Annotated in this window: 13 protein-coding genes; 12 read left to right on the top strand and 1 reads right to left on the bottom strand. The window is 70.6% G+C overall.

Annotated elements, in window-relative coordinates; genetic code table 11:
* Window positions 1–68: 68 nt before the first annotated feature.
* The gene (gene mrdA, locus ACRX5S_RS26650) at window positions 69–2,312 is read left to right on the top strand and encodes a penicillin-binding protein 2 (RefSeq protein ID WP_436775798.1); all 2,244 of its coding nucleotides are present in this window, start codon (window positions 69–71) and stop codon (window positions 2,310–2,312) included.
* Complete coding sequence (gene rodA, locus ACRX5S_RS26645; protein WP_436775643.1) at window positions 2,309–3,574, top strand: rod shape-determining protein RodA; 1,266 nt, start codon at window positions 2,309–2,311, stop codon at window positions 3,572–3,574. The genes mrdA and rodA overlap by 4 nt, the downstream gene beginning before the upstream one ends.
* A 150-nt stretch (window positions 3,575–3,724) precedes the next feature.
* Here the strand turns inward: rodA and ACRX5S_RS26640 are convergent, their stop codons facing one another.
* Complete coding sequence (locus ACRX5S_RS26640; protein ID WP_436775642.1) at window positions 3,725–4,429, bottom strand: class I SAM-dependent methyltransferase; 705 nt, start codon at window positions 4,427–4,429, stop codon at window positions 3,725–3,727.
* Window positions 4,430–4,593: 164 nt separating this feature from the next.
* On the opposite strand from ACRX5S_RS26640, the gene ACRX5S_RS26635 reads away from it, so the two are divergent.
* The 10 genes from ACRX5S_RS26635 to ACRX5S_RS26590 form a co-directional block, all read left to right on the top strand.
* Window positions 4,594–6,063, top strand: a complete 1,470-nt coding sequence (locus ACRX5S_RS26635; RefSeq protein ID WP_436775641.1) for a glycosyltransferase 87 family protein — start codon at window positions 4,594–4,596, stop codon at window positions 6,061–6,063.
* A 165-nt stretch (window positions 6,064–6,228) separates the two neighbouring features.
* Window positions 6,229–7,452 carry a glycosyltransferase family 4 protein gene (locus tag ACRX5S_RS26630; protein WP_436775640.1) on the top strand — a complete coding sequence of 408 codons (1,224 nt, stop codon included), beginning with the start codon at window positions 6,229–6,231 and terminating at the stop codon, window positions 7,450–7,452.
* Window positions 7,453–7,482: 30 nt separating this feature from the next.
* Window positions 7,483–8,178 (top strand): hypothetical protein, encoded by a 696-nt coding sequence (locus ACRX5S_RS26625; RefSeq protein WP_436775639.1) that lies wholly within the window; start codon window positions 7,483–7,485, stop codon window positions 8,176–8,178.
* Window positions 8,179–8,244: 66 nt separating this feature from the next.
* Window positions 8,245–8,487 carry an acyl carrier protein gene (locus ACRX5S_RS26620; RefSeq protein ID WP_436775638.1) on the top strand — a complete coding sequence of 81 codons (243 nt, stop codon included), beginning with the start codon at window positions 8,245–8,247 and terminating at the stop codon, window positions 8,485–8,487.
* Window positions 8,480–9,247 carry an SDR family NAD(P)-dependent oxidoreductase gene (locus ACRX5S_RS26615; RefSeq protein ID WP_436775637.1) on the top strand — a complete coding sequence of 256 codons (768 nt, stop codon included), beginning with the start codon at window positions 8,480–8,482 and terminating at the stop codon, window positions 9,245–9,247. The genes ACRX5S_RS26620 and ACRX5S_RS26615 overlap by 8 nt, the downstream gene beginning before the upstream one ends.
* Window positions 9,244–10,728 (top strand): AMP-binding protein, encoded by a 1,485-nt coding sequence (locus ACRX5S_RS26610; protein ID WP_436775636.1) that lies wholly within the window; start codon window positions 9,244–9,246, stop codon window positions 10,726–10,728. The genes ACRX5S_RS26615 and ACRX5S_RS26610 overlap by 4 nt, the downstream gene beginning before the upstream one ends.
* Window positions 10,725–11,825: a hypothetical protein gene (locus ACRX5S_RS26605; protein ID WP_436775635.1), complete on the top strand. Its 1,101-nt coding sequence runs from the start codon at window positions 10,725–10,727 to the stop codon at window positions 11,823–11,825. Before ACRX5S_RS26610 ends, ACRX5S_RS26605 begins: the two co-directional genes overlap by 4 nt.
* Window positions 11,822–13,096 carry an acyl-CoA reductase gene (locus ACRX5S_RS26600; RefSeq protein WP_436775634.1) on the top strand — a complete coding sequence of 425 codons (1,275 nt, stop codon included), beginning with the start codon at window positions 11,822–11,824 and terminating at the stop codon, window positions 13,094–13,096. Before ACRX5S_RS26605 ends, ACRX5S_RS26600 begins: the two co-directional genes overlap by 4 nt.
* Window positions 13,093–14,178 carry a lysylphosphatidylglycerol synthase domain-containing protein gene (locus ACRX5S_RS26595; RefSeq protein ID WP_436775633.1) on the top strand — a complete coding sequence of 362 codons (1,086 nt, stop codon included), beginning with the start codon at window positions 13,093–13,095 and terminating at the stop codon, window positions 14,176–14,178. Before ACRX5S_RS26600 ends, ACRX5S_RS26595 begins: the two co-directional genes overlap by 4 nt.
* 58 nt (window positions 14,179–14,236) lie before the next feature.
* Window positions 14,237–16,330 (top strand): hypothetical protein (locus tag ACRX5S_RS26590; protein WP_436775632.1); only part of this gene is annotated, 2,094 nt, incomplete at its 3' end.

Genomic DNA, 16,330 nt, shown 5'->3' with positions numbered 1-16,330 from the left:
CGACCCGCCGCACCGCAAGCCGAAGCAAGCGCAAGCCGAAGCAAGAACGTGGGAGTGATACGCCGATGATGCCCAGCCTGTCGAACGCCGGGCGCTCGCGCGGTGACGGGGCCCATGGCGTCCGGGCCCGGCTGATCATCCTCCAGGTCCTCATTTTGTCCCTGGTGGTCACGCTGTTCGGCCGCCTCTGGTACCTCCAGATCCGCCAGGGCGACGAGTTCACCAAGGCGGCCACCAGCAACAACGTGCGCCAGGTCGTCACCCCGGCGGTGCGCGGCTCGATCCTCGACGACAAGGGCCGCCCGCTGGTCGCCAACCGCACCACGCTGGTCGTGTCGGCCAGCCGCACCGAGCTGCTGAAGCAGCCCGACAAGGGCAACGCGGTCCTCGAACGCCTCGCCGGGATCCTCGGCATCCCCGCCGACGAGGTCAAGATGAAGGTGCGGCTGTGCGAGCGCGGCGTACCGCAGCCGTGCTGGAACGGCTCGCCGTACCAGCCGATTCCGATCATGCAGGGGGCCACCACCGAGCAGGCCCTCGCGATAATGGAACACCGCGAGGACTTCCCCGGCATCACCGCCGAGCCCACCGCGGTCCGTGCCTACCCCGGCCCCGAGGGCGTCAACGCCGCCCACACGCTCGGCTACCTGTCGCCGGTCACCGACGACGAGCTGGCCAAGCAGAAGGAGGAGGGGAAGAACGAGCTCCAGCGCTCCGACCAGGTCGGCCGCAGCGGGCTGGAACGCACGTACGACGCCGACCTGCGCGGCAAGGCGGGTGTCACCGGCCTCGCCGTGGACAACGTCGGGCGCGTCACGGGCACCGTGTCGGAGACCCCGTCGGTGCCCGGCAACCACCTGGTGACCAGCATCGACGCGCGCGTCCAGGCGGTCGCCGAACAGCAGTTGCAGGAGGCGCTGCTGCGTGCCCGCGGCACCTTCGACGCGGGCAACACCAAGCGCAACTTCGCCGGCGACAGCGGCGCGGTGGTCGTGATGGACGTCAAGACCGGGCGCATCGTCGCGATGGCGAGCGCCCCGTCGTACGACCCGAACGTCTGGGTCGGCGGCATCTCGAAGCAGGACTACGAGGCGCTGACCAGCCCGAAGGCCGGGGTGCCGCTGATGCCGCGGGCCATACAGGGCCAGTTCGCGCCCGGCTCGATCTTCAAGGTGATCTCCACGTCGGCCGCCGCCGAGAACGGGTACGGGCTCAAGAGCAACTACCCGTGCCCGTCGTCGATCACGGTCGGCGGCATCACCTTCAACAACCTGGAGTCGGCCAGCTACGGCGACATCTCGCTGGCCCGCGCGCTAGAAGTGTCGTGCAACACCGTCTACTACGGCCTGTCCTACGACATGTGGCTCAAGATGGGCGGGCTCAAGGGCAAGACCCACCCGATGGTCGACATGGCCCGCGCGTACGGGCTCGGTGCGCCCACCGGCATCGACATCCCCGGCGAGGTTCCCGGGCGCATCGTCGACCAGAGCGTGCGCCGCGCGGAGTGGGAGGAGAACAAGGACAACTGGTGCCGCCTGTCCAACGACCCCAAGATCACCGGGCAGGAGAAGCTCGTCTACCACGAGAACTGCCTGGACGGCTGGCAGTTCCGCGCCGGTGACGCGGTCAACTTCGCGATCGGGCAGGGCGAGACGCTGGTGACCCCGTTGCAGATGGCGCGCGTCTACGCAGCCATCGCCAACGGCGGCACGCTGTGGGAGCCGACGATCGGCAAGGCCGTCGTCAGCCCCGACGGCAGGGTCGTCCGCGAGATCCAGCCCGAGGTCAGCAACAAGCTGCCGATAAGCCCGCAGACGATCGGCTACCTCCAGAACGCGCTCAAGGGCGTGTCGGTCAACGGCACCGCGCGCGGCGTGTTCGCCGGGTGGCCGATGGACAAGCTGCCGATAGGAGCGAAGACCGGTACCGGGTCGGTGCAGAACAAGCAGTCGACGTCGTGGTTCGCGACGTTCGGCGGACCGGCGGACGGGCCGCAGTACGCGGTGGTCATGATGGTCAGCCAGGGCGGCACCGGCTCCGGGACGTCGGGTCCCAGCGTCCGCAAGATCTACGACGCGCTGTTCGGCGTGGACGAGAAGGGCAACATCGACCCGGCCAAGGCGCTCATGCCGGCCCCGCCGACCACGCTGCCGAAGATCAACCCGGACGGTACGGTCGCGCCCGTCGCGTCCTACACCGTCGAACCCCCGGGCCCGGCACCGGTCGACGGGGCGCGCGCCGCGGTCGCGCTGGAACAGGTCGGCGCGCTGCCGCCGGAGCGCCTCCCGTACCGCGGGGGGAGGTACGTGTGAACCTCGGGCTGAAGATGCGGCAGAGCAAGCCGAAGGCCTTCGGGCTCGGCGGCCCGCCGACGCTCCAGAAGCTGTCGCCCGCGTTCGCCCAGCAGCGCCGCTCGTTCGCGGCGCGCGCGATCGAACGCGACGCCCCGGTGCGCCGCCTGGACTGGATCCTGTTCGCCGCGGGGCTCGCGCTGTCGGTCATCGGCTCGCTGCTGGTGTGGTCCGCCACCCGGCCGCGCACCCATCTGACCGGCGGCGACCCGCAGGCGTTCCTCAAGAAGCACCTGCTGAACCTGGCGATCGGCCTTGTGCTGTTCGTCGTCATCGCGGTGGTCGGGCACCGCCGCATGCGCGTGCTCGTCCCGTTCATCGGCATCATCGCCATGCTCGGGCTGTTCGCGGCGCTGAGCCCGCTCGGCGCGACCATCAACGGACAGAAGGCGTGGATCCTGCTCCCGGCGGGCTTCTCGCTGCAACCGGCGGAGCTCGCCAAGATCAGCGTCATCCTCGGCATGGCGATGCTGCTGTCCGAGCGTGTCGACACCGGGGACGTGGAACGCCCGGGAAACCGCGCGGTGTTCTGGGCCGTCGTCCTCGCCCTGACGCCGATCGGCGTGATCATGCTGATGCCGGACCTCGGCTCCGCGATGGTGATCGCCGTCATCATCCTCGGCGTGCTGCTGGCCTCGGGCGCGCAGGCCCGGTGGATCGGCGGGCTGCTCTTCCTCGGCGCGGCCGGGGCGGTGGCGGTGTGGAAGCTCGGGATACTGAGCCAGTACCAGATCGACCGCTTCTCGGCGTTCGCCGACCCGAGCCTCGACCCGGCCGGGGTCGGCTACAACGTCGCGCAGGCGCGCCTGGCGATCGGCTCCGGCGGCCTGTTCGGCAAGGGGCTGTTCCAAGGCAACCAGACGCAGGGCCAGTTCGTGCCCGAGCAGCAGACCGACTTCATCTTCTCGGTGGCCGGCGAGGAACTGGGCCTGGTCGGCTGCGCGGTCATACTGTTCCTCTTCGGCCTGGTGCTCTGGCGCGGCATCCGCATCGCGGCCAACGCCGACGACCTGTTCGGCACCATCATCGCCGCGGGCGTCGTCGCGTGGCTCGGCTTCCAGATGTTCGAGAACATCGGCATGAACATCGGCATCATGCCGGTCGCCGGCCTTCCGCTGCCGTTCGTGAGCTACGGCGGCTCCTCGATGTTCGCCATCTGGATCGCCCTCGGCCTGCTGCAATCGGTGCACATGCGCGGTGCGCGCTCCCTTACCCGGGCGTAGGCACCCGAACACACGATCCGGACACCCACGCAGACACACGACGCGGACCCACGACCCGGACCCACGACCCGGACACGCGAATGCCGGGGCGGCGCAACAGCCGCCCCGGCATTCGGCACTTCGGACGCGGAACGTACGCCGGACCGGCGGTCAGCGCCGCGCGCCGGCCCCCACGTGCAGGCGCTCCACGGGGGAAGACTGCACCGGCACCGTCCCGGCCGGCACCAGCTCCGCCACGACGATGAAGTGCGGGTACGGCTGCCAGCGCGCGACCCGCTCGTTGCGCCGCACCGTCAGGCCGGAGCCCTCCAAGTCCTCGGCCACCTCGTGCGGATCGCGCGACGTGACCCGGTCGCCGGCCACGACAAGGTCGTGGATCTCGTTCCACCGGCATTTCCACCGCGGCGTGGCCGCGATGTCCTTGACGATCAGCCGCCCGCCGGGGCGCAGCCGTGACGCGAGGTGCTTGAGCAGCAGCCGCTGCGCCTCGGCGTCGAGGTGGTGCAGGACGTCGCAGCACAGGATCGCGTCGAACAGCGCGGTGTCCGGCAGATTGCGGACGTCCGCCGCCTCGATGCGCACGCGCTCGCCGTCGGCGGTGGCGGCGGCAACCGCGACGCGGCGCTCGTCCAACTCGTAGCCGACGACGGCGACGCGCGGGTTCCGGCGGGTCACGTAGCGCTCGACGAGGCCGTGGCCGCACCCGATCGACATGAGCTCGCCGCTCAGATCGCCGGTGGCCTCGGCGAGCGCGCGCCACGGCAGGACCGCGCAGCGGGCCGCCAGGAACGCGAGCGTTGCGGGACCGGCGTTGCGGTAACTCCACCAGGCTGAAACGAGTGGTCTCCGAGGCACGTGCCGGTCCCCTTAGCGCGCGAAGTGCATGCATGCGTCATTGCGTTGGCTTAACGGGGAAAACGCGGGGGAGTTTCGGTTGATCGGCGGGGAAACTCCGCAGGCCCGGCCATCACCGACAAAGGCGGGCGTAACCGTCGGCAGCGTTGCGAAGTTGTCTGGGTGTGAACTCAGCACGGTCCGGGTTGCCCGCTCCCACGCGGACGCCTTCCGATCCCGTCGTCCCGGACCGACTGCCGGGCGTCGGTGCGGATGCGGTGCCCTCGGCCGGGCCGCGGCGGGGGATTCCGGAGCGCCGGCCGGCGGTGCCGTGGTCGGCGCGGCGCAAGGCGGCGGCCGCGGTCCTGGCGCTGGGACTGTCGCTCGCGGCGTACGCGTACCTCACGTACTTCCAACGGGGCATCCCCTGGCGGTTCGTCGACCTCGACGTCTACTACGACGCCGCGGTCAAGCTGCAACACGCGCCGTCGCAGGTCTACTCGCGCGACTTCGGCAGCCGCAAGCTGCCGTTCCTCTACCCGCCGTTCGCCGCCTACCTGTTCCGCTGGGCGGCGGTCGGCGGGGCGGCGGTGCTGGCGTGGGGCATGACCCTGGTGTCGCTGGTGTGCCTGGGCGTCATCGCCTGGCTCACCACGGCGATGGCGGGATACCGCAACCGCGTCCGCCGCGTGGCGCTGACGGCGACGGTCACCGCGGTCGCGATCTGGATGGAGCCGGTCCAGCACAACCTGTTCGTGGGGCAGGTCAACCTGGTCCTGGTCACGCTGGTGCTGCTCGACTTCACGCTCCCGGCGGGGCACTGGGCGCGCGGCGTGGGGATCGGCCTGGCGTCCGGCATCAAGCTGACGCCGGGCATCTTCGTCGTCTACCTGCTGCTGACCGGGCGGGTGCGCGCGGCGTGCACGGCGACGGCGACGTTCTTCGGCACGGTCGGCGTCGCGTGGCTGCTGATGCCGGGTGCGTCGGAGCGGTTCTGGACGCAGGGCTCCATGTCGGGGGCCAGACTCAGCCCGGGGTATCTGGCGAGCCCGTACAACCAGTCGATGCTGGCCGCGGCCGTCCGGGTGGTCGGGGACGCCGACGTGGCCCGCGCATTATGGCTGGCCGCGTCGGTCGTCGTGGTCGTCGCGGGGCTGGCGGCCGCACGCGTGTTCGCCCTCGCGGGACGGGAGTTGACCGGCATCCTGGTCGTCGCGCTGGTCGGACTCCTGGTGTCGCCGATCGCGTGGACCCACCACTGGGTGTGGCTGGTTGTCGCCCTCGTGCCGCTGACCGCCGCCGCGGTGGCGACCCCGTGGCACTGGTGGCGCGTGCCACGTCTCACTTTGGTCTCAGTTGTGTTTCTGTGTCTTCCCATTCCGCTCGCCGTGATGGACCACCGGCTGCGGGTCTTCAGCTCCCCACAGCCGCTGTGGGCCCTTGTCAACCAGTGGGGGGCCAGCGGATACGAGCGACGTCTGACCATCTGCTATTTTGTCAGCAATACCTATGTATTCACCGGTTTGGCGGCGCTGACAATCGCCATCTATGCCGCGCGGCGGGTTGCAGACTGCACACCTGGTGTCCGCATGGCGTCGGATGCATCCCGGAAGGTGAGTGTTGAGGGCGAAATCCATGCGCATGGCCGCAGGTAGACCCTGGCATGTGCGGGGGGTAGCATCCTGCGTTAGGGCAGCCGTCGAGCGGGGTAACATCGCGCCTTAGGGGTGACATCGAGCGGGGTAGGATCGCGCGTTAGGGCTTGAGTGCCGACGCGGGCCCTCTTCATCACATGCCTGCGTATCGTTCCCACGTCAAGGATGTCCGAAGCCAATATGCGTATCGCTGTCGTCAACAATTTCTATCCGCCCCGGCTCGGCGGGAGTGCGCACTTTTCGGCCTCGCTGGCGCGGGGTTATGTGGAACAGGGCCACCAGGTAGTCGTGTTGACCGCTACGTACGGGGACGCTCCGCGTCGTGAAGTGGTCGACGGTGTCGAGATCCACCGGCTGCCGGCACGCTATCTGCCGCAGTTGGGCCTGGCGATCGACTTCGATATCTCGTTCACCTCGGGAAGGCGCAACCTCAAAAGCGTATTCCGTATTCTCGACGAATTCAAACCGGATGTCATCCACCAGCACGGGCAATTCCTCGACCTGTCCTGGTTGACCGGCTGGTACGCGCGCAAGCGCCGAATTCCGACGCTTTTGTCGATCCACACCATGCTGAAGAGCCCCAAGCCGCTCTTCCATGCGATTTTCCGGATGCTCGACGGACTCGTCGTGCGTCCCACCCTTTCGATGTACAAGCCGACCCTCGCGGTCATGGACCGCATCGAGGCGGATTACGTCATCGAGCGCTACAAGGCCGATCTGGAGGACCTGGTGAAAACCGTGGTCCCGGTGCGGCCGGAGAAGTTCAGCGGACCGCCGGCCCGCGACGTACGCGCCGAACTGGGCATCGGCGACGCGCCGTACATCGGCTCCGTCGGCCACGTCATCCCGCTGCGCGACCGGCTGCTGCTGGTCGAGGCCATGCCCGAGGTGCTGGCGAAGTTTCCGGACACCAAGGTGGTCGTGGTCGGCCGCGTCTACTACGACGCGTTCCTCAAGCGGGCCGAGGAGCTCGGCATCGCCGACTCGTTCATCTGCGTGGGCGTCGTGCCCCAGGAGGACGTGCACTCCTACCTCGTGGCCGCGGACATCGAGGTGCACGACCTGTCGGGCGAGGGCTGCGGCACCGCGAGCCTGGAGGCCATGGCCAGCGGCACCGCGACCATCTACGCGGGGGACGAGAACACCTATGTCGACATCCCGCTCAAGAACTGGCACAACACGCTGGTCGTGGGTCCTGACGACCACCGCGGCCTGGCCTCGATGATCACCGAACTCCTGCTCGATGCCGAGAAGCGCAACGAGATCGCGAAACGTCAGCAGGCGCTCGTGCGTGACCGGTTCAACCTCGACCGCGTCGTCGACGACCACCTCCAGGCATTCCGGCACATGACCGGTGCGAAGTCGTCCAGTTCGTCGATCTCCGGGTGAGCCCCCGGCATTGATACGTCAGGAACCAACATGGGTAACCGCATTCATCCGACGGCCGTCATCGGCCCGGGGGTCGAAATCGGCGACGACAACGTCATCGGCCCGTACTGCGTGATCCTCGGCCCGTGCGTCATCGGCGACGGCAACTGGATCGCGCCGCACGTGTCGATCGGCTCGCCCGCCGAATGGCGCGGCGGCCCGCACCCGGTGGCCTGGGACGACGAGCTCGACGGCCACGGTGTGGAGATCGGCGACCGCAATTTCATCCGCGAGTTCGTGACGGTGCACCAGGGCACCAAGCGCACCACCCGAATCGGCGACGACTGCTATTTGCTGGTGCGCAGCCACGTCGGCCACGACGTGACACTCGGCGACAACGTGACCCTTTCCTGCGCGGTGCAATTGGGCGGCCACACCTCGGTCGGCGCCTACGCCAATATCGGAATGGGAGCGACGGTCCACCAGTTCGGGCGTATCGGTCCGGGCGCTATGGTGGGCATGGGTGCGTCCGTGCGCCGGGAGGTCCCCCCCTTCTCGATCACCGTGGGGAACCCGGCACGCACGACCGGCGTCAATGAGGTGGGGCTCAGCCGTATGCACGTGGACGGCGAAGCCGCCGCAACGATGGGAGAGTATGTCAGGGGCCGTACCCCGGTTCCGGACGGTCTCCCCGACGCACTCGCGAAGCTTCTGAGGGACTGGGAGGACAGCGCCCCAGCGGCGTGACCCAGGTCCTCGTGGCCGAGCCGCGAGAACATCCCGATACCGCCGACTGAAAGCAGAAGGACACGCATGTCGACCAAGGAACGGCTGAAGGGCGTCTTCGCGGCCGCGCTCGACCTCGACCCGGAGACCACCAGCATCGAGGACCTGCGTTACCGCGAGATCGAACAGTGGGACTCCCTCGGCCACATGGTGCTTGTCGCCGCGATCGAGGACGAGTTCGACGTGCAGCTCGACACCGACCAGGTCATCGACATGAGCGCCTTCAAGGTCGCGTACGACATGCTGCGGGGGATGGGCCTCGGTGACTGAGCAAGGCACCCGCGGCAAGAGCTTCGACGGCCGCATCTGCGTGGTGACCGGAGGCACCCGCGGCATCGGTCTCGCGACCGTGCACGCCCTGGCGGAGGAGGGCGCGACGGTCGTGCTGACCGGCCGCGACGAGTCCACGGCCAAGGAGCGCGCCGCCGAAGTGGCCGAGCGGCACGGCGCCGTTGTGGTCGGCCGCGGCGTCGACGTCACCGATTCGGCCCAAGTGCGCGGACTTTTCACCTCCACGGCACGGGAGTACGGCACGGTCGACTGCCTGGTCGCCAACGCCGGCGTGTTGGAGGACGCGCTGATCGGGATGATCCGCGACGAGCTGATCTCCCGCATGCTCGACACCAACGTGGCCGGTGCGATCACCAGCCTCCAGGCCGCCGCCCGCGTCATGATGCGCAAGAAGTCCGGCTCGATCGTGCTGCTCGCCTCCATCGTGGGGGAGCGCGGCAACGCCGGGCAGGCCGCGTACTCCGCGTCCAAGGGCGCGGTCGCGGCGCTGGCCCAGTCGGCCGCCAAGGAGCTCGGCCGCTACGGCATCCGGGTGAACGCGGTCGCGCCGGGCGTCATCCAGACCGACATGATCGCCCACCTGCCCGAGGACGTCCTCGCCCGCCGCACCGCGGACACCCCGCTGGGGCGCGTCGGCACACCGGACGACGTGGCCCGCGTGATCCGCTTCCTCAGCGGCCCCGACGCCGCGTTCGTGACCGGGCAGATCCTGGGGGTCGACGGAGGCCTGATTCTGTGACGAACGCAGCCGGCCCGGCCGTGGCCGACCCCGACCCCGCCCAAGGCCCCGCCGACGGGCCGTCAGCCGACCCCTCGTCAGCAGGCACCCTGGCGGACCAGTTGGTCCACCCGGGCGCCGCGCTCATCGACGGGACGGACGGCAGCCGCCTCGCCGGGCCGGAGCTGCGATCCCGCGTCACCGAGGCCGCCGACCGCCTGGGCGGCCTGCCCGAGGGCATCGTCTTCGCGCTGACCGGCCAGGACGTGTCCGGCATCGTCGGCTACCTCGGCGCGCTCTCCGCGGGGCGCGCCGTCCTGCTGCTCGACCCCGCCCTCGACCGCACCGCGCTCGAAGGGCTCATCGCCCGGTTCCGGCCGGCCGCCGTCACCGGCGCCGACGGGCCGACCCCGGCGGGCTACCGCGCGGTCGCCGGAACCGGCTTCGTCCGCAAGGACGCCGCCGGCGCGGGCGTCCACCCGGACCTCGCGGTACTGCTGACCACCAGCGGCTCCACCGGCAACCCCAAGCTGGTCCGCCTCTCGCGCGGCGCCGTGCTGGCGAACGCGCGCTCGATCGCCACCGCGCTCGCGCTCGGCCCCGACGAGGTCGCGCCCACCAGCCTGCCGCTGCACTACAGCTACGGCCTGTCCGTGCTCAACAGCCACCTCGTCGTCGGCGCCACCCTGCTGGCGGACGGGAACGGCGTGTTGTCGCGCACCTTCTGGGACGCGGTCGACACGCACAAGGCCACCAGCTTCGCCGGGGTGCCGTACCACTACGAGATGCTGCGCCGCATCGGCTTCGCCCCCGCCGAGCACCCCGCGCTGCGTACCCTCACCCAGGCGGGCGGACGCCTGCGCGGCACGCTCGTCAAGGACTTCGCCGCCCGCATGGACGAGGTCGGCGGCCGCCTCGTGGTCATGTACGGCCAGACCGAGGCCACCGCCCGCATGGCCGTGCTGCCGCCCGAGCGCCTCGCGGACAAGCTCGGCACCGCCGGACAGGCCATTCCCGGCGGGGAGTTCACCATCCGCCCGTTCGACGACGGCGGCCCCGAGGACCCCGAGGGCGTCGGCGAGGTCTTCTACACCGGCCCGAACGTCATGATGGGCTATGCCGAGTCCGAGGACGACCTCGCGCGCGGCGACGACCTCGGCGGCGTGCTCGCCACCGGCGACCTCGGACGCCTGGACGACGAGGGCTTCCTGACCATCACCGGCCGCCTCAAGCGCATCGGCAAGGTCTTCGGCACGCGCGTCAGCCTCGACGACCTTGAGGACATACTGCGCGCGCACGGGGTCGCCGCCGCGGTGCCCGGTGACGACCGCGTCATCGTATGGCTGGAGGGCGCGGACAAGGACGGCTGCCGGGCGGCCGGCCGGACGCTCGCCGAGCGGCTGCGCGTCCACGCGTCGGGCTTCGACGTGCGCACGGTGCCCGCGCTGCCGCTGCTGGCCAGCGGCAAAATCGACTACCGCGCACTGGAGGCGGGGGTATGAACGGCCCGGAAGCGGACTTCGTCTTCGGCCGCACGCAGGCCGAGCGCGAGAGCGTCCTGCTGCCCGAGCTCCTGGCCCTGACCGAGCACCACCGGGCCAACTGCGAGCCGTACGACCGCATTCTGTCCGCCCTCGACGTGCCCGCCGACCGCGCCGCCGACCGCATCGCCGACCTGCCGTGGCTGCCGGTCCGCCTGTTCAAGCACCACGACCTGGCCAGCGTGCCGCGCGAGGAGATCTTCAAGACCCTCACCTCGTCGGGCACCACCGGCGCCGAGGTGTCGCGCATCTACCTCGACAAGGCGGCCGCGGGCGACCAGGTCCGCGCGCTGAGCCGGACCCTCCAGGCGGTGCTGGGCAAGCAGCGGCTGCCGATGCTCATGGTCGACAGCTCCGGCCTCATCAAGAACCGCCTGTCGTTCTCCGCGCGCGGCGCCGGGGTGCTGGGTATGGCCGGCTTCGGCCGCAACCACGCGTACGCGCTGGACGCCGAGGAGCGGCCCGACCCGGACGCCATCGCGAAGTTCCTGACGGCGTACGGCGACAAGCCCTTCCTGATCTTCGGCTTCACCTTCATGGTGTGGCAGTACCTGTACGAGGTCTCCGTCGAGCACGGCTTCGACCTGTCCAACGGCATCCTCGTGCACTCCGGCGGCTGGAAGAAGCTCGCCGACCGCGCCGTCGACAACACGACGTTCCGGGCCCGGTTCGCCGCCGACACCGGCCTCACGCGCATCCACAACTACTACGGCATGGTCGAGCAGATCGGCACCGTCTTCGTCGAGGGCCCCGAGGGCGACGCCCTGTACTGCCCGGACTTCGCCGACATCGTGGTGCGCGACCCGGAGACCTGGGCCGAGCAGCCGGTCGGCACGCCCGGCGTGATCGAGGTCGTCAGCTCGCTGCCGCGCTCGTACCCGGGACACGTCCTGCTCACCGAGGACCTCGGCGTGGTACACGGCATCGACGACGGCCACTGGCCGGGCAAGCGGTTCTCGGTGCTGGGCCGCCTGCCGCGCGCCGAGGCACGGGGTTGCAGCGACACGTTCTCGGCACCGCAGGACACGCCGGAACCGCAGGGGGTGCGGGCCGCATGACCATCACGCAGCGCTTTCCACAGGGGCCGCCGTGCGCGCTCCCCGACCTCCTGGCGGAGGTCGGCGGCGAGGTGCCGGACGGGCCGCTGGTGGTGGGGGACCCGCGCATCGTCGACTTCCTCACCGCTTTCGGGCGTACGCTCCTCGACCCCGCGCTGGTGCGCCGCCACCCCGAGCTGGCGCCGCTGGGCTTCTTCCTGCGCCGCGCCGAACTGACCGCGCAGCTCGCCCGGTTGGCCGACTCCGGGGTCGGCGTCGGGGCGAACACCCAGGTGCTGCGCTTCCCGCGCGGCCTGGTCTTCCACATCCCGCCGGCCAACGTCGACACGATCTTCGTGTACGCCTGGGCACTCGCCGCCCTCACCGGCAACCGCAACATCGTGCGCATCTCACCGCGTTCGGGCGCCGCCGCCGACGTGATCCTGGAGCGCCTGGGCACCGCCCTCGCGGACGCCCACCCGGCGGTCGCGGCGACGCAGCGGATGATCACGTACGACCGCGACGACCGTATGACCGAGGCGCTGTCCGCGGCCTGCGACCTGCGCGTGGTGTGGGGCGGCGACCAGTCGGTCGACGCCGTGCGCCGCGCCCCGCTGGCCCCCGCGGCCCGCGACCTGACCTTCCCGGACCGCGCGTCGTTCGCGGTGGTGTCGGCGGCCGCCTGGCTGCGCACGACCCCGCAGGACCGCGACAAGGCGGTACTGGACCTCTACAACGACAGCTACTGGTTCGACCAGGCCGCGTGCGCGTCGCCGCGCGCGCTGTACTGGGTCGGCGCCGCGGCCGACGCCGACGAGGCGCGCCGCGACCTGTTCACCCGCCTGGAGGCACTGCTCGCCTCGCGCGGCGAACTGCCCGACCCGGCGATGGCGGTGCACAAGCGCGTGGCGGCGTACGGCGAGGCGGCCGAGGGCCGCGCGTCCGCACTCGGCTTCGCGGCCGGCGACGCCCTCGCCGTCCTGGAGCTGGCCCGCCCGCTGGACGTGCCGCGCGGGTGGCTGGGCGCCGGGGCCTTCCCCACCGCGACCGTCGCCCGCCTGACCGACCTCGTCCCGATGCTCGGCCGCAAGGACCAGACCCTGAGCCACTTCGGCTTCGACGCCGACGAACTGGGCGAGTTCGCCGCGGCCGTCGCGGGCCGCGGCATCGACCGCATCGTGCCCTTCGGCTCGGCGCTGTCCTTCGCCCCTATATGGGACGGCTACGACTTGCCGCGCGAGTTCACCCGGATCACCACCCTGGGCACCGCTCCCACTCAGGCGCGGCGGTGACCAGCACGGCGACGGAACCCGTCGCGACCCCGGAGTCAACCGCCAAGGTGTGGATGCGCAGAGCCGCCCGGCTCGTCGCGATCATGCGCCCGTTCCTGCTGCTGCTGGCCATCGGCGGAATCGCCTACATGGCGTACAGCCACTGGGGCGAGGTCAGCGACACGCTGAGCGAGATGCCGTGGTACGGCGTGGCGGCGAGCGGGATCTCGCTGCTGCTGGGCATGGCCTTCGGCTGGCTCACCTGGCAGACCCTCGTCGACAACATGGGCCGCCCGACGGGATACGCGGTGGGCGCGCGCATCATGCTGGTCAGCCAGCTCGGCAAGTACCTGCCGGGCTCGGTGTGGGCGTACGTCCTCCAGCTCGAACTGGGCCGCAAGGCCAAGGTGTCCCGTGCCCGGCTGTTCACCGCCACGCTGATGCACGTCGCGGTGTCGTCGATCATCTCGCTGGTCCTCGGCCTGCTCGCGCTGCCGCTGCTGCTCGACGAGACGCCGCAGGCGGCGTGGGTGTTCGTGCTGGTGCCGATAGGCCTGGTGTGGCTGCACCCGCGGATGCTCGCCAAGGCGGGCGAATTCGTCCTCAAGCTGCTCCGCCGCCCGCCGGTCACGCTGCGCCTGACCTGGCCGCTGGTCGCCAAGCTGACCGTGCTCACGGTGCTGTCGTACTCGTTCCTCGGCCTGCACCTGTGGCTGCTGGCCCGGTCCGTGTCGTCCTCCGCCGACCCGACGATGGCCCTGCTGTGCATCGGCGCCATCGCGGTCGGCCTGACGCTCGGCGTCGTGGCGTTCATCCTGCCGTCCGGGGCGGGCGTGCGCGAACTGGTCATCGTCGCCGCGCTGGCGTCCACGATGCCGCGCGGCGAGGCCGTCGCCCTCGCGCTGGTCTCCCGGCTCATGTTCACCGTCGCCGACGTGGTGTCCGCGGGCGTCGCGGCGCTCTTCGGCCGACGCGCGCTCAGCCGCAGCGAGCGGGACGCCGCGGCGTCCGCCGGGCCGGTGGAGACCGGAGTCGAGCAGAAGACGGCGGCCGGCGTGTCCTCGGGGCCCGCCGCGGCGAACGAGCCGCCCGCCCGCGATTGACGCCGCGGACGGCCCATCTCCCGACCACCCCCACGCGAAGAGTCCAAGGAGCACGTTGATGCTGATGTCGTCCGGCAAGCGCTTCCCCGCGGAGCAGTGGGGGACGGTGCGTCGGATCTGGCTGAAGCAGCCGTACGCCGTCCGCCTCGTCGAACTGCTCGCCGCCGCGTGGCTGCTGCCGCTGGCGACGCACGCGGTCAAGGCGGACGCGCTGCTGCTCCTGGTGATGCTGCTGACCACGGCGTCGCTGCTGCGCGCGGGCGGGACCCTGCTGGACCGGCTGATGATCGGCGCCGGGCTGCTGGCCGGCATCATGCTGTCGTCCGGCCTGCTCTTCTCGGTGTGGCCGTGGGGCCTTGAGCCGGTGCCGGTGGCGGGCTTCATCCTGTCGGTGCTGGTGATCGGCGGCGCCCTGGCCAAGCGCACGCCGAGCCTGCCGCTGCGGGTGCGCGGCTCCGACGTGCTGGTGCTCGGTGCGGCGGTGGCGGCGTGGCTGGTGGTCGCGTGGCCGGCCCTCGGCAAGGGCTTCAAGTGGAACCTCGCGTACTTCTCGATGAACTCCACCGGGGACCGCGTCCGCCACTACACGATGTTCGACGCGATCCACAGCATCGGCGGGTTCACCTTCATCAAGCCGGACGAGGCCAAGCCCTTCCTTGAGGTGGGCTTCGCGGAGAACTACCCGAACGGTGCCGCCTACCTCTACTCGTTCCTCGACATCTTCCTGCGCTCCGACGTCGACAGCGGCACCAGCACCGGCGCCTTCCAGCGCTACTTCTGGTACGCCACGACCGGCTACGCGATCCTCGTGCTGGTCATCGTGTGGGCCGCGCGCTGGATCGCGGGCCCGGCGGTCGCCGGATGGCGGCGCGGCCTGACGCTCGGCGTGGTCGGCGGCTTCATGTGCTCGGGCATCATGATCTGGCTGATCTGGTCGGGCTTCGACTCCGAGCTGATCGGCCTGGTGTTCCTGGCGCTGGGCACCGCGGTCCTGGTGCGGTATCCCAACCGGCCGCGCGAACAGGTGCTGCTGTTCAGCATGGCCATGGTCGGAGTGGCGTTCTCGTACCCGCTGTTCCTGCCGGTCATGGCCGTGGGCGCGGTCGGTGCGCTGTGGCTGTTCCGGTCGCGCCTGCTGAACAAGTGGACGTTCATCGTCGCGGGGCTGGTCGCCCCGCTGGCGCTGATCCCGGCCCTGGCGCCGTACCTGTTCGGCACCCTCAACGCGTCCGACCACCTGCTCGTCCCCGGTTTCGCCGAGCTGACCTCGCGCCGCGGGCTGGCCGCGGTGGCGGTGCTGCTGATCATCGCGTACGTGTTCGGCCGGGCGCGCCGCTCGATCTCGAACCGTGCGATGGCGTGGCAACTCTTCTCGGTGGGCTCGGCGATGGTCGTGGTGACCGTCTACCAGCACATGGAGACGGGCGGCAGCTCGTACTACAGCGAGAAGTTCGTGCACGCCGGCGTGGTGTTCGCGTGTCTGGCGGTGGGCCCGGCGACGCTGCTGCTGTCGGTGCCGCGCGTGAAGCTCAAGCTCGGCCGCTTCCAGCGGCGTGCGGTCTCCGGGGTCGCCGTCGCCGCGGCGGCGCTCGCGGGAGTGATCGCGACCGGGTCGGTGGCGTGGAACAAGCCGGTGATGGTGGCCGGGCGCCCGGCGTACGACACCACCTGGGGCGCGGTCTGGATGGCCGGGAAGCCGCAGACCCAGACGCCGATCGCCCGCGAACTGCGCACCATGTACAACGCCGACCTGATAGGCGACGGCAAGATGACGCTGGTCATCGTCGGGTGGCCGTGGGGCAACGTGATCGCGAACCTGGAGCTGGGCGCGATCAACCACCACCTCGGGCTGACCATGGACATCGGCGATGAGCTGCCCAAGCGGGGCGGCGAGCACGAGGTGTTCTCGTACTGGGGTGCCGCGCAGCGCTGGGTGGACAACCTGGAGACGTACATCCGGCAGACCGACCGCGAGATCCGCATCGTGACGTTCGAGCCGCACATCGCCACACGCCTCCAGAAGGCGGTGGACGAGACGCCGGGCAGCAAGATCGAGATCGTCTGGCTGAAGGACAAGTACGGCACGCGGGGTGTGATTCCGCCTCCGGCGCCTCCGGCGCCGCCCGCCCCGGCTCCGGCACCGGTGCCGGCC

The sequence above is a fragment of the Yinghuangia sp. YIM S09857 genome, assembly GCF_051388915.1.
Classification (GTDB): Bacteria; Actinomycetota; Actinomycetes; order Streptomycetales; family Streptomycetaceae; genus Yinghuangia.
The sequence above is the reverse complement of the archived record's forward strand: the minus strand, read 5'-3'. Positions and strand labels throughout refer to the sequence as shown.

Excerpts from the sequence above, each read along its gene's own strand:
- ACRX5S_RS26625 (WP_436775639.1), top strand. The coding sequence starts at position 7,483 with ATGGGTAACCGCATTCATCCGACGGCCGTCATCGGCCCGGGGGTCGAA.
- mrdA (WP_436775798.1), top strand. The coding sequence starts at position 69 with ATGCCCAGCCTGTCGAACGCCGGGCGCTCGCGCGGTGACGGGGCCCAT.
- ACRX5S_RS26605 (WP_436775635.1), top strand. The coding sequence starts at position 10,725 with ATGAACGGCCCGGAAGCGGACTTCGTCTTCGGCCGCACGCAGGCCGAG.
- ACRX5S_RS26620 (WP_436775638.1), top strand. The coding sequence starts at position 8,245 with ATGTCGACCAAGGAACGGCTGAAGGGCGTCTTCGCGGCCGCGCTCGAC.
- ACRX5S_RS26630 (WP_436775640.1), top strand. The coding sequence starts at position 6,229 with ATGTCCGAAGCCAATATGCGTATCGCTGTCGTCAACAATTTCTATCCG.
- ACRX5S_RS26600 (WP_436775634.1), top strand. The coding sequence starts at position 11,822 with ATGACCATCACGCAGCGCTTTCCACAGGGGCCGCCGTGCGCGCTCCCC.